The organism is Microbacterium sp. NPDC012755 (assembly GCF_042901325.1).
Taxonomy (GTDB): Bacteria; Actinomycetota; Actinomycetes; order Actinomycetales; family Microbacteriaceae; genus Microbacterium; species Microbacterium natoriense.
Genome location: NZ_JBIBCT010000001.1, coordinates 764,593 through 777,906, shown reverse-complemented (window position 1 = coordinate 777,906; position 13,314 = coordinate 764,593). Strand labels below are relative to the sequence as shown.

General features: G+C 69.1%; 10 protein-coding genes. 8 read left to right on the top strand and 2 right to left on the bottom strand.

Annotation, left to right across the window (positions count from 1 at the left end):
• Nucleotides 1-5 precede the first annotated feature (5 nt).
• Entirely contained in the window at nucleotides 6-899 is an 894-nt protein-coding gene (gene pucL, locus ACFY5A_RS03650; protein ID WP_387231865.1) for a factor-independent urate hydroxylase, read from the top strand.
• Between the two features lie 208 nt (nucleotides 900-1,107).
• On the top strand, nucleotides 1,108-2,610 hold the full coding sequence (locus tag ACFY5A_RS03645) for a nucleobase:cation symporter-2 family protein (RefSeq protein WP_387231863.1): 1,503 nt from the start codon (nucleotides 1,108-1,110) through the stop codon (nucleotides 2,608-2,610).
• A gap of 280 nt (nucleotides 2,611-2,890) precedes the next feature.
• Here ACFY5A_RS03645 and ACFY5A_RS03640 read toward each other — a convergent pair whose 3' ends face one another.
• A complete protein-coding gene (locus tag ACFY5A_RS03640) occupies nucleotides 2,891-3,640 on the bottom strand; it encodes an SDR family oxidoreductase (protein WP_387231861.1) in 750 nt (249 codons plus the stop codon).
• 56 nt (nucleotides 3,641-3,696) lie between these two features.
• Here ACFY5A_RS03640 and aceE point away from each other — a divergent pair, with 56 nt between their 5' ends.
• Nucleotides 3,697-6,393 (top strand): pyruvate dehydrogenase (acetyl-transferring), homodimeric type, encoded by a 2,697-nt coding sequence (aceE, locus tag ACFY5A_RS03635; protein ID WP_387231859.1) that lies wholly within the window; start codon nucleotides 3,697-3,699, stop codon nucleotides 6,391-6,393.
• Between the two features lie 350 nt (nucleotides 6,394-6,743).
• Here the strand turns inward: aceE and ACFY5A_RS03630 are convergent, their stop codons facing one another.
• A complete protein-coding gene (locus ACFY5A_RS03630) occupies nucleotides 6,744-7,511 on the bottom strand; it encodes an IclR family transcriptional regulator (RefSeq protein ID WP_387231857.1) in 768 nt (255 codons plus the stop codon).
• 201 nt (nucleotides 7,512-7,712) lie between these two features.
• Here ACFY5A_RS03630 and ACFY5A_RS03625 point away from each other — a divergent pair, with 201 nt between their 5' ends.
• From ACFY5A_RS03625 to ACFY5A_RS03605, 5 genes are all read left to right on the top strand, one after another.
• Entirely contained in the window at nucleotides 7,713-9,113 is a 1,401-nt protein-coding gene (locus tag ACFY5A_RS03625) for an NAD-dependent malic enzyme (protein WP_387231855.1), read from the top strand.
• Between the two features lie 5 nt (nucleotides 9,114-9,118).
• Nucleotides 9,119-10,390 carry a DUF6986 family protein gene (locus tag ACFY5A_RS03620; protein WP_387231853.1) on the top strand — a complete coding sequence of 424 codons (1,272 nt, stop codon included), beginning with the start codon at nucleotides 9,119-9,121 and terminating at the stop codon, nucleotides 10,388-10,390.
• Complete coding sequence (locus tag ACFY5A_RS03615; RefSeq protein WP_105676252.1) at nucleotides 10,387-11,214, top strand: bifunctional allantoicase/(S)-ureidoglycine aminohydrolase; 828 nt, start codon at nucleotides 10,387-10,389, stop codon at nucleotides 11,212-11,214. Before ACFY5A_RS03620 ends, ACFY5A_RS03615 begins: the two co-directional genes overlap by 4 nt.
• A gap of 348 nt (nucleotides 11,215-11,562) precedes the next feature.
• Nucleotides 11,563-12,348, top strand: coding sequence for a hydroxypyruvate isomerase family protein (locus tag ACFY5A_RS03610; RefSeq protein ID WP_387231851.1), 786 nt, complete (start codon nucleotides 11,563-11,565; stop codon nucleotides 12,346-12,348).
• A gap of 25 nt (nucleotides 12,349-12,373) precedes the next feature.
• Nucleotides 12,374-13,252: a 2-hydroxy-3-oxopropionate reductase gene (locus tag ACFY5A_RS03605; RefSeq protein ID WP_387231849.1), complete on the top strand. Its 879-nt coding sequence runs from the start codon at nucleotides 12,374-12,376 to the stop codon at nucleotides 13,250-13,252.
• The last annotated feature ends 62 nt before the right edge of the window (nucleotides 13,253-13,314 follow it).

The window sequence follows — 13,314 nt, the reverse complement described above, 5'->3', positions numbered from 1 at the left end:
AGAAAATGACCGAGATCATTCTGGGCAAGAACCAGTACGGCAAGGCCGAGAACCGCGTCGTCCGCATCACGCGCGACACCGCTCGCCACGAGATCGAAGACCTGAACGTCACCTCGCAGCTGCGCGGCGACTTCGAGGCGGTGCACTTCGAGGGCGACAACGCACACTGCGTCGCCACCGACACGCAGAAGAACACGGTGTACGCGTTCGCCAAGGACGGCATCGGCAGCCCGGAGGAGTTCCTGCTCCGTCTGGGTCGCCACTTCACGGGCGAGTTCGACTGGGTCACCGGCGGCCGCTGGGCTGCCGAGCAGTACACCTGGGCCCGCATCGAGGGAGATGACGGTCCCCACGACCACGCCTTCGTGCGCGCGGGCACCGAGACCCGCACCGCCGTCGTGCAGATCGACGGCGACGACACGGTCGTCATCGCCGGTCTGCAGGACCTCACGGTGCTCAAGTCCACCCAGAGCGGCTTCGTCGGCTACCCGCGCGACAGGTACACGACGCTGCCCGAGACCGAGGACCGCATCCTCGCCACCTCGGTCACGGCCAAGTGGCGCTACAACCGCAACGATCTCGACTTCAACGAGACCTTCGCGGACGTCCGCCGACTGCTCCTCGCAGGCTTCTCGCGCAACTACTCGTACGCGCTGCAGCACACGCTGAAGGAGATGGCGGGGGCCGTTCTCGAGGCGCACCCCGAGATCGACGAGATCCGCTTCTCGACCCCGAACAAGCACCACTTCGTCGTCGACCTGTCGCCGTTCGGCCTGGAGAACCCCAACGAGGTCTTCTTCGCCGCCGACCGTCCCTACGGCCTCATCGAGGCGTCGTTCCTGCGCGACGGAGCGGACACCGACCACTGGTCCTGGAGCGGCATCGCCGGCTTCTGCTGATCGTCAGGGCGGGGAGCCGCTCCGCTCCTCGCCCTGAACACTGCGCCGGATGATCGTCCGGCGCCGAGGGCGGGTCCGTTTCCCGACGCACCGGGCCCGCCCCCGACCCTCGCCATGCCCGCTCCCCCGAGCGAGCGTCATTCGTCATGCCCATCACGCCCATCATGCCCACCCCGAAGAGCGGGTCCCGGACAAGGAGGTCCACCAGATGTTCGCTGCACGCAGTTCCAGCAAGACCAAGACCACGACCGAGCCGGACCGGCCGGAGGATGAGCGCCTCGGTCTCGGCACCGCCTTCACGTTCGGGCTCCAGCACGTCCTCACCATGTACGGCGGCATCATCGCGCCGCCGCTCATCATCGGCGCGGCTGCAGGCCTGACCCCCACCGAGGTCGGTGTGCTCGTCGCGGCCTGCCTCTTCATGGGCGGTCTCGCGACGCTCCTGCAGACCCTCGGCATCCCCTTCTTCGGCTCGCAGCTCCCGCTGGTGCAGGGCGTCTCGTTCGCGGGGGTCGCGACGATGCTCGCGATCGTGAACCAGGGCGGCGGGCTGCCGGCCGTGTTCGGCGCCGTCATCGTCGCCTCGCTGATCGGCCTCGTGATCGCGCCGTTCTTCGCGCAGATCGTGCGGTTCTTCCCGCCGGTCGTCACCGGAACCGTGATCACGATGATCGGCCTCTCGCTCGTCCCCGTGGCGGCGCGCTGGATCACCGGCGCCAACCCCGAGGCCGACAACTACGCCGATCCGGTGTTCGTCGGCATCGCCGGTTTCACGCTGCTCGTCATCATGCTGCTGAGCAAGCTCGGCAACTCGACGATCTCGCGCCTGTCGATCCTCCTCGCGATGGTGATCGGCACCGTGTTCGCGGCCCTCATCGGCAAGGCCGACTTCTCGAAGGTGTTCGAGGGGCCGATCTTCGCCTTCCCGACCCCGTTCGCATTCGGCGTCCCGACGTTCGACCTCGCCGCGATCGTCTCCATGACCATCGTCGTGCTGGTGATCCTCACCGAGACCACCGCCGACATCATCGCCGTGGCCGAGATCACCGGCTCGAAGGTCGATCGCAAGCGCATCGCCGCCGGTCTCCGCGCCGACATGGCGTCCAGTGCCATCTCGCCGATCTTCAACTCCTTCACCCAGAGCGCCTTCGCGCAGAACGTCGGCCTGGTCGCGGTCACGAAGATCAAGAGCCGCTACGCGGTCGCCGCAGGCGGCGTCATCCTCATCATCCTCGGCCTGCTGCCGGTGCTCGGACGCATCGTGGCCGCCGTGCCCACTGCCGTCCTCGGCGGCGCCGGCCTGGTGCTCTTCGGCACCGTGACGGCATCCGGTATCCGGACGCTCTCGAAGGTCAAATACGACGGCAACATGAACCTCATCATCGTGGCGGCGTCGCTGTCGTTCGGCGTGCTGCCCGAGGTCAACCACGACATCTACTCGAACTTCCCGACGTGGTTCCAGGTGATCTTCGGATCGGGCATCAGCTCGGCGGCGATCATGGCGATTCTGCTGAACCTCGTGTTCAACCACTTCTCGAAGGGCACTCCCGGCAACCCGTCGGTCTTCGCCGCGAGCCCCGTCAGGGCCGTGAAGACAGACGTCATCCGGGTGCTCCGCGAGGGTGACCGCTACGAGGGCGGCACGCTCATCGACGCGAAGGGCACGCCGATCACGGTCGTCGACGAGGAGCCGGAGGGCTCCGGCCACTGACGCGGTTCCCTGCGGGGTCCGCGCGGCTCGACGGGCGCACGGACCCCGCGGAACCTTGACAAGAGCTCCGCTGATCGACACACTAGTTACACATACTGAAAGTATTCTTTCACAATACGGAATGTATGTACTCGGGGGTGCACCGGATCCGATGCCGGCGCATCGGGGGTGAGCTCGTTCGATGACGCACCGGGCTCACCCCGAACCCCGCAGCCACCCGATGCCGACACCGGCGAGAGGACGAGGAGGTCCCGAGATGAACAGGACCCCCGCGCTCCTCTCAGCCGCGGCCCCCGTAGGGCATGCCGGATGCTGCGACCGTGAGGCTCGCGACGTTCGCCTCCGCCGGCAGCTGCGCCATGAAGAGCACGGCCCGCGCGGCATCCGCGACGTCGAAGGTCGGCTCCACCCGACGCGAGCCGTCGGCCTGCAGGGCGCCGTCGCCCACGCCGATCTCCGACATGATCGACGTCCGGGCGTTGCCGATGTCGATCTGCCCCGCCGAGATCCCGTGCCGCCGCCCGTCCAGGTCGATCGACCGGGTGAGCCCCGTGATCGCGTGCTTGCTCACCGTGTACGCGACCGACAGCGGCCGCGGCACCTGAGCGGAGATCGAGCCGTTGTTGATGATGCGGCCGCCCGACGGCCGCTGCGCGATCATCGCCCGCATGGCCGCACCGGCGCACAGCAGCGAGCCCGTCAGGTTCACGTCGAGGGTGCGCCGCCAGTCGGCCGGGGAGATCTCCGCCGCGGATGCCGTCGGCCCGAACGCCCCGGCGTTGTTGAACAGCACGTCGACGCGTCCCCACTCCGCGACCACACGGTCGAAGAGGGCCTCGACCTCGGACTCCACGGTGACGTCCGTCGGCACGACGAGAGCATCCGCGTGCCCGTCCGCGGTCTCCCGCAGCGCCTCCTCCCGTCTCCCGGCCAGCGCCACGCGGAAGCCGTCCTCGAGCATCGCGCGTGCGACCGCCCGTCCGATCCCCGACCCCGCGCCTGTGACCACGGCGATCCGTCCCTTGCTCATCGCTGACTCCTCTCCTGAACTCGACGCATGACCCATCTAACAAGAAAGGCCGAATCGTGACCGACAATCGCGCCTCCGCCGCCCTCCCCGCCGACCTCGACCCCGAGGAGACCGCGGAGTGGCTCGAATCCCTGGACGCCCTGATCGCAGAGCGCGGCACCGACCGCGGCGAGCAGATCGTCCGCACGCTGGTCGATCGCGCCGGCATCCGCTCCGAGCCGATCGCGACCACCGACTACATCAACACGATCTCCGTCGCCGATGAACCCGAGTACCCCGGCGACGAGGAGCTCGAGCGCCGCTACCGTGCCTGGATGCGCTGGAACGCCGCCGTCATGGTGCACCGCGCGCAGCGCCCTGGCATCGGCGTCGGCGGGCACATCTCCACCTACGCGGGCGCCGCCACCCTGTACGAGGTCGGCTTCAACCACTTCTTCCGCGGCAAGGACCACCCCGGCGGCGGCGACCAGATCTACTTCCAGGGCCACGCCTCTCCCGGCATGTACGCCCGCGCCTTCATGGAGGGCCGCCTCAGCGAGGAGGACCTCGACGGATTCCGCCAGGAGAAGTCGCGCGAGGGCCACGCGCTCTCGTCGTACCCGCACCCCCGGCTCATGCCGGAGTTCTGGGAGTTCCCGACGGTGTCGATGGGCATCGGCCCGATGAACGCGATCTACCAGGCGCAGTCGAACCGCTACCTGCACGGGCGCGGCCTCAAGGACACGAGCGACCAGCACGTGTGGGCCTTCCTCGGCGACGGCGAGATGGACGAGCCCGAGTCGCGAGGGCTGCTGCAGCTCGCGGCGAACGACGGCCTCGACAACCTCACCTTCGTCGTCAACTGCAACCTGCAGCGGCTCGACGGCCCCGTGCGCGGCAACGGCAAGATCATCCAGGAGCTCGAAGGCTTCTTCCGCGGCGCCGGATGGAACGTCATCAAGGTCATCTGGGGGCGCGAGTGGGACGGCCTGCTCGAGGCGGATGTCGACGGAGCCCTGGTCGACATCATGAACACCACGGTCGACGGCGACTACCAGACCTACAAGGCCGAGTCGGGCGGGTTCATCCGCGAGAACTTCTTCGGCCGCGACGAGCGCACCCGCGCCCTCGTCGACGGGCTGACCGACGACCAGATCTGGGGCCTCAAGCGCGGCGGCCACGACTACCGCAAGGTCTACGCGGCCTACGAGCAGTCGATGCAGCGCAACGGCAAGCCCACCGTCATCCTCGTGAAGACCGTCAAGGGCTACGGCCTCGGGCAGCGCTTCGAGGCGCGCAACGCGACGCACCAGATGAAGAAGCTCACGCTGCAGGACCTCAAGGACTTCCGCGACCACCTGCGGGTGCCGATCACGGATGCTCAGCTCGAGGCCGACCCGTACCAGCCGCCGTACTACCACCCTGGTGCGGATGCTCCGGAGATCCAGTACCTGCACTCGCGGCGGCGGGCGCTCGGCGGCTTCGTGCCGGAGCGGCGACCGCACGCATCCGGCGAGATCGCCCTGCCCGATGCCAAGGCGTACGAGGTCGCCGCGCGCGGCTCCGGCAAGCAGCAGGCGGCGACGACCATGGCGTTCGTCCGCGTGCTGAAGGACCTCATGCGCGACCCGGAGTTCGGCAAGAGGATCGTCCCGATCATCCCCGACGAGGCCCGCACCTTCGGCATGGACGCGTTCTTCCCCACCGCGAAGATCTACAACCCGAACGGTCAGAACTACCTCGCCGTCGACCGTGACATCGTGCTGTCGTACAAGGAGTCGACGAGCGGGCAGATCGTGCACGTCGGCATCAACGAGGCCGGGTCCATCGCCGCGTTCACGGCAGCGGGAACCTCGTACGCCACGCACGGTGTGCCGCTGATCCCCGTGTACGTCTTCTACTCGATGTTCGGCTTCCAGCGCACCGGCGACTCGCTGTGGGCGGCGGCCGACCAGATGGCCCGCGGCTTCCTCATATCGGCCACGGCGGGGCGCACGACCCTGACGGGCGAGGGCCTGCAGCACGCCGACGGGCACTCCCCGCTGCTCGCGGCGACGAACCCGGCCGTCGTCACCTACGACCCTGCGTTCGGCTATGAGATCGGGCACATCATGCGCGCCGGCATCGAGCGGATGTACGGACCGGACTCGACCGACCGCAACCGCATCTACAACCTCATGGTCTACAACGAGCCGATCGTGCAGCCGGCGGAGCCCGACGGCGTCGATGTGGACGGCATCCTCGGCGGCATCCACCGCATCTCTGCCGTCGAGAACCCGCAGACGCACCTGCTCGCCTCCGGCATCGGCGCGACCTGGGCGCTCGAGGCGCAGCAGTTGCTGCGCGACGACTGGGGCGTGCGGGCCGACGTCTGGTCGGTCACCTCGTGGACAGAGCTGCGCCGTGACGCGGTCGCCGCCGAGGAGGACGAGTTCCTCGGACGTGGCGCGCGCACGCCGTTCCTCGTCTCGCAGCTGGCGGGGGCGGAGGGGCCGATCGTCGCCGTGAGCGACTACGCCAAGGACCTGCCAGACCAGGTGCGCCAGTTCGTGAAGAACGACTGGGCGACGCTCGGCGCCGACGGCTTCGGCTTCTCCGACACCAGGGCCGCCGCGCGGCGCTTCTTCAAGATCGACGGTCCGTCGATCGTCGTGCGGACCCTGCAGCTGCTCGCGAAGCGCGGAGAAGTGGATGCCGCGGCCCCGGCCCAGGCGGCGGAGAAGTACCGCCTCCTCGACGTGAACGCCGGCACGAGCGGCTCCGACGCGGAGTAGCCGGCGCGCGCGTTCGGGAGGAGAAAGCACGTTCGGGCTGAGGATCTTCGCGGATTCGTCAGCCCGAGCGTGCGTTCTCAGCCCGAGCGTGCGGGGTTAGCCCCGGGGTGTGCGGGGGTGCGAGTGTCCCCGGGTGCGGAGTGGTCGTCGCCGCCTCGGGAGGAGAAAGCACGTTCGGGCTGAGGATCTTCGTGGATTCGTCAGCCCGAGCGTGCGTTCTCAGCCCGAGCGTGCGGGGTTAGCCGGGTGTGCGTTCTCAGCCCGGGCGTGCGAAGGCATCGGAGCTGGTGGATGCCGGTGCGGTGGCGCGCAGGGGAGTGCAGCGCGAAGCCGCGAGTGTCGGCCGGGGCTCAGTCGTTGAGCTCGGCGACGATCGCCTCGGCCGCGCGACGCAGCAGCGGCACGGCGCGGCTGCCGAAGGCCTCGTCGACGCGCGAGATCGGGCCCGAGACCGACACGGCGGTCGGGGTCGGAGCATCCGGCACCGCCATCGAGAAGCAGCGCACGCCGATCTCCTGCTCCTGGTCGTCGATCGCGTAGCCGCGCTCGCGGATCACGTCGAGCTCGGCCAGCAGATCCTCGACCGTGCCGATGCTGTGCTCCGTGGGGGTCGGCATCCCGGCCCTGCTGACGATGCCGCGCACGGTGTCGTTCGGGAGCTGCGCGAGGATCGCCTTGCCCACGCCGGTGTCGTGCAGGTGCGCGCGGCGGCCGACCTCGGTGAACATGCGCATGGAGTGCAGCGACGGCACCTGCGCCACGTAGACGACCATGTCGCCGTCGAGCACCGCCATGTTCGCGCTCTCGCCGAGCGCGTCGACGAGGCCCTTGAGCTGGGGGCGGGCGAGGGCGCCGAACTGACGCTGCGCTCCCTCGCCGATGCGGATCAGCCTCGGGCCGAGCGCATAGCGCCGGTTCGGCAGCTGCCGCGCGTAGCCCAGCGACACGAGCGTGCGCAGCAGGCGGTGGATCGTCGGCAGGGGGAGATCGGTGGATGCCGCGAGCTCGCTCAGCGTGACATCGCCACCGGCATCCGTCACCAGTTCCAGGAGCTCGAAGACGCGCTCGACCGACTGCACTCCGGATCCGGCGCTCTTCGGGGTCTTGCTCTCAGCCATTGAAACCTCCCAGTGTCGCGATCATTCCATCATGCGAGAGCCCCGTGTCGAAAATCTCGTCTCGAATACCTCGACTCTTGCGTCGAACTTCCATAAAGTAGACAATAGACTCCACGATACGAAAATCGTTGAAGATTTCTGAAGGAAAGCATCTCGTGTGCCACGGCGACTCGGCCGGGCTCACCTCGACGAGGAGGAAACATGGCGAATCCCGGACCAGGAAACTCGATCACCCTGCGGATCGACGCGCCGTCCAAGTTCAGCGTCACCAGCGAGCTCGCTGCGGCGGCCGCGGAGGCCGGCGCAGCCGTCACCGCCCTCGACGTCGTGGAGTCGCACCCGACCACGATCGTCGTCGACCTCACCTGCAACACCACGGGCGAGGAGCACGCCGACCGCGTGCGCGCAGCCGTCGACGCCCTCGAGGGCGTCACCGTGCGCCTCGTCAGCGACCGCACGTTCCTCATGCACCTCGGCGGCAAGCTCGAGGTCAACCCGCGGGTTCCGCTGCGCAACCGCGACGACCTCTCCCGCGCCTACACGCCGGGCGTCGCCCGTGTCTGCCTTGCCATCGCCGAGGACAAGAACCTGGCCCGCAAGCTCACGGTCAAGCGCAACACGATCGCCGTCGTGACCGACGGCACCGCCGTCCTCGGCCTCGGCGACATCGGCCCCGAGGCCGCGCTCCCGGTCATGGAGGGCAAGGCCGCCCTCTTCAAGCAGTTCGCGAACGTCGACGCGTGGCCCGTCTGCCTCGACACCAAGGACACCGAGGAGATCATCCGGATCGTCAAGGCCATCGCCCCCGTCTACGGCGGCGTGAACCTCGAGGACATCGCGGCTCCCCGCTGCTTCGAGATCGAGGCCCGTCTGCGTGAAGAGCTCGACATCCCGGTCTTCCACGACGACCAGCACGGCACTGCGATCGTCACTCTCGCCGCCCTGCGCAACGCGCTCAAGGTCGTCGGCAAGACGATCGGCGAGGTCCGCATCGTCGTCTCCGGCGTCGGCGCCGCCGGCAACGCGATCATCCAGCTGCTCCTCGCCGAGGGCGCGCACGACATCGTCGCCGCCGGCCGCGACGGAGCGATCCACGCCGGCGGCGAGTACACCGACGCGCACCGCACCGAGATCGCCGCGACGACCAACCCGCGCGGGTTCCAGGGCACGCTCAAGGAGGCCGTGGTCGGCGCCGACGTCTTCATCGGCGTGAGCGCACCGAACGTCCTCGACGAGAACGACATCGCCGCGATGGCCGACGACGCGATCGTGTTCGCCATGGCCAACCCGACCCCCGAGGTCGACCCGATCGTCGCGTCCAAGCACGCCGCCGTGGTCGCGACCGGACGCAGCGACTTCCCGAACCAGATCAACAACGTGCTCGCCTTCCCCGGCTTCTTCCGCGGTCTGCTCGACGCGGGCGTGTCCGACATCACGCCGCCTATGCTGGTCGCAGCCGCCGAGGCCATCGCCTCCCGCGTCGGCGAGGACGAGCTCAACGCGAGCTTCATCATCCCGAGCGTGTTCGATCCGCTGGTGGCCGGCGCGGTCGCCGAGGCGATCGTCCGCGTCGTCGAGTCCTCCGCCTCGAACGAGGAGTGAGCACCGTGGCAGCAGGAACCCTGGGTGACGCCGACCTCGTCGACATCGACGCGCAGCTCGCAGGCACCGACGCGCTGCTGAGGACCGAGTACCCGGGAGACGACGGCACCCGCCAGCCCGTGCACACCCTGTACGTGCCGGCGGACCGGTTCACCCCGGAGCTCCCCGCGGCGTACGGGGCGAAGGCGGCTGCGGCCGTCGCCGCGGTCGGCGGGACGGTCGCTCTCGCCGAAACGGTCGGCCTCGGGCGCCTCGCCTCCGAGCTCGCACCCCTGGTCGACGCGAAGCTCGTCGCCGAGCCGATCGAAGACCTCCGCCTCGACTTCGAAGACGGCTACGGCGCCCGACCGGATGCCGAGGAGGACGCGGATGCCGTGCTCGCCGCCGAGCGCGTGGCGGCAGCCGTGGCCGCCGGCGTCGCTCCGCCGTTCATCGGCATCCGCTTCAAGTGCTTCGAGGCGCCGACCCGGCGCCGCGGCATCCGCACCCTCGATCTGTTCCTGACGACCCTCGCCGGTCTCGGTCCGCTGCCCGCGGGGCTCGTGCTCACGCTGCCCAAGGTGACGACGGTCGCGCAGGTCGAGGCCATGGTCTCGCTGTGCGAGAGGTTCGAGGAGCGCCTCGGCCTGCCCGCAGGGCGCCTCCGCTTCGAGGTGCAGATGGAGACGCCGCAGCTGATCGTCGCGGCCGACGGGTCCGTGCCGGTCGCCACGCTGCTGCACCGTGCGAACGGACGCGTGTCGGCCCTGCACTACGGCACCTACGACTACAGCGCCTCGCTGCAGATCGCCGCGGCGTACCAGTCGATGGAGCATCCGGCCGCCGACTATGCGAAACAGGTCATGCAGGTCGCCGTCGCCGAGACGGGGGTGCGGCTCTCCGACGGATCGACGAACGTGATCCCGATCGGCGAGAACGCCCTCGACGCCTGGAGGCTGCATGCGCGCCTCGTGCGGCGTTCGTTGGAGCGCGGCTATTACCAGGGCTGGGATCTCGCCGCCGAGCAGCTGCCCACCCGGTACCTCGCGACCTACGCGTTCTACCGCGAGGGCTTCCCCGCCGCGGCGAAGCGCCTCGACAACTACCTGCACGGCGGCGACGCCGCCATCATGGACGAGCCGGCGACGGCTCGGGCCCTCGCGCGCTTCGTCGTGCGCGGGCTGGAGTGCGGCGCCGTCATCGAGGCGGAGGTGCGGGATGCCGCGGCCGCCACGCCCTCCGAGCTGATCAGGCTCGCCCACCCGAAGCTCGCCGTCTCCGAGGAGGACAACTCATGAGCACCGACACCCGCACGTACTACACGCCCGCCGGCGGACTCCCGCCGCAGAGCGATCTGCTCACCGACCGCGCGGTCGTGAAGCTCGCGTACACCTTCATCCCGAAGGGCGTGCTGCGCGACATCGTCACCAGCAGCCTCCCCGGCTTCACGAACACGCGCGCATGGATCATCGCCCGCCCGACCCCGAGCTCGGCGACCACGTTCTCGCAGCTGATCGTCGAGATCGCTCCGGGCGGGGGAGCGGCGAAGCCCGAACCGGAGGCCGGTGTCGAGGGCGTCGTCTTCGTCACCACGGGACGGCTCACGCTCACGCTCGACGGGGAGCGCCACGTGCTGGAGGAGGGCGGTTACGCGTTCCTCGCACCGGGGGCGAAGTGGTCGCTCGCGAACGAGGGCGACGAGATCACCAGCTTCCACTGGATCCGCAAGGCCTACGAGTGGCTCGACGGCGTCGACGCCCCGGCATCCTTCATCACCAGCGACAAGGACATCGCGCCGGTCTCGATGCCCGACACCGACGACGTCTGGGCCACCACGCGCTTCTCCGACGCCAGCGACATGGCGCACGACATGCAGGTGAACATCGTCACCTTCAAGCCGGGCGGGTCGATCCCGTTCGCGGAGACGCACGTGATGGAGCACGGGCTGTTCGTGCTGCAGGGCAAGGCCGTCTACCGCCTGAACGACGACTGGGTCGAGTGCGAGGCGGGGGACTACATGCTGCTGCGCGCCTTCTGCCCGCAGGCGTGCTACGCCGGAGGTCCCGAGGACTTCCGGTACCTGCTCTACAAGGACATGAACCGCCAGATCACCCTGACCTGAGTCGTCCGTCAGCCTGAAGGCGCCGCCCCGCTGCTGCGGGACGGCGCCTTCGTCGTCGCCGGGCCCGGCTCCGGCCGATCCGATCGGTCCCGTGCCCGGCTCTGGCCCGGATCCGGACGACCGAGATCCGCACAACCGCCCGAGAACCGGACGTTTCGAGAGGGGATGTCCGGATCTCGGGCGGTTCGCCGTGTGTGGGTGCCTCCGCCCACGCGGGTCGTAGAGCGAGCGGAGCGAGACGAAACGCGGAGGACGGCACCTGGTGATCGTTGACAGCATCCATCCACCCGCGTAGAGTTTTCATTACTAGGAACTTTTCTTCCACGATTCGAAATCAAGGATGATCTCATGAGCTACACCGTCAACGCCTCGATCCTGCTGACCGAGTTGCCGATCACCGAGCGCCCCGCTGCGGTCAGGGCGGCCGGTTTCGACGCCGTCGAGTTCTGGTGGCCGTTCTCCTCCGCGGTTCCCGCGCAGGAAGAAATCGATGCCTTCGTCGCGGCGATCCAGGATGCCGGCGTGCAACTCACCGGCCTCAACTTCTTCGCGGGCGACATGCCGGCAGGCGATCGCGGCCTCGTCTCCTGGATCGGCCGCGAGGACGAGTTCCGTGCCAACGTCGAGGTGGTCGTCGCCATCGGCGAGCGGCTCGGCACGAAGGCCTTCAACGCCCTCTACGGCAACCGCATCGAGGGCGCCGACGCTCAGGCGCAGGACGACCTCGCCGTGCAGAACCTCGCGATCGCGGGTGCCGCCGTCGCGAAGATCGGCGGCATCGTGCTGCTGGAGCCGGTCTCGGGCATGGACGCCTACCCGCTGAAGACCGCGGCTGACGCGCTCGCGATCATCGCCAGGGTCGCGGACGAGCACGGCGTCGACAACGTGAAGCTGCTCGCCGACTTCTACCACCTGGCCGTCAACGGAGACGACGTCGCGGCGGTCGTCGCCGACCACGCCGCCGAGTTCGGTCACATCCAGATCGCCGATGCCCCCGGCCGCGGCGAGCCCGGCACCGGAGACCTGCCGCTCGCGCAGTGGATCGCCGACGCCCAGGCGGGCGGCTATGCCGGACCCATCGGACTCGAGTACAAGGCCACCCAGGCGGACCCCTTCGCCTGGATCCAGAACTGACACCCCCTCGCGAAGGAGCGACGACATGACCAGCATCGCCATCATCGGCCTCGGCATCATGGGCCTCCCCATGGCCAAGAACCTCGTCTCGGCCGGCTACGACGTGACCGGATTCAACCGCAGCCAGCAGGCCATCGACACGCTCGTCGAGGCCGGAGGCACGGGCGCGACCAGCATCGCGGATGCCGTGAAGGACGCCGACGTCGTCATCACGATGGTCCCCGACTCCCCGGACGTCGAGGGCATCGTGCGCGGCGAGGACGGCGTCTTCGCGAACGCGAAGGCGGGCGCCCTGTGGATCGACAACTCCTCCATCCGCCCCGATGTCGCCAAGACGCTGGCGGAGGAGGCCGTCGCGGCCGGCTTCGGCGCCGTCGACGCCCCGGTCTCCGGCGGCGAGCAGGGCGCGATCGACGGCGTGCTGTCGATCATGGTCGGCGGATCCCCTGAGGACTTCGCGAAGGCCGAGCCCGTGCTGAACGCGATCGGCAAGACCATCGTGCACGTCGGCCCCGCCGGCGCCGGTCAGACCGTCAAGGCAGCCAACCAGCTCATCGTCGCCGTCAACATCCAGGCGCTCGCCGAGGCGGTCACGTTCCTCGAGGCGTTCGGCGTCGACACGGATGCCGCCCTCACGGTCCTCGGCGGCGGCCTCGCCGGCTCCAAGGTCCTCGACCAGAAGGGGCAGAAGATGCTGAACCGCGACTTCGCCCCCGGATTCCGCCTCGCCCTCCACAACAAGGACCTGGGCATCGTCACCGCAGCCGCGCGCTCCGTCGGGGTCACCGTCCCGCTCGGCGCCGCCGTCGCACAGCTCGTGAACGCCCTCGTCGCCCGCGGCGACGGCGGCCTCGACCACTCGGGCCTCTTCAAGCTCACCGCAGAGCTCTCCGGTCGCGACTGAGCGACCCCACACCACGCAATCTCCCGTTCGTTGAGCGGAACCCCTCCCCGCTCGTCGAGCGG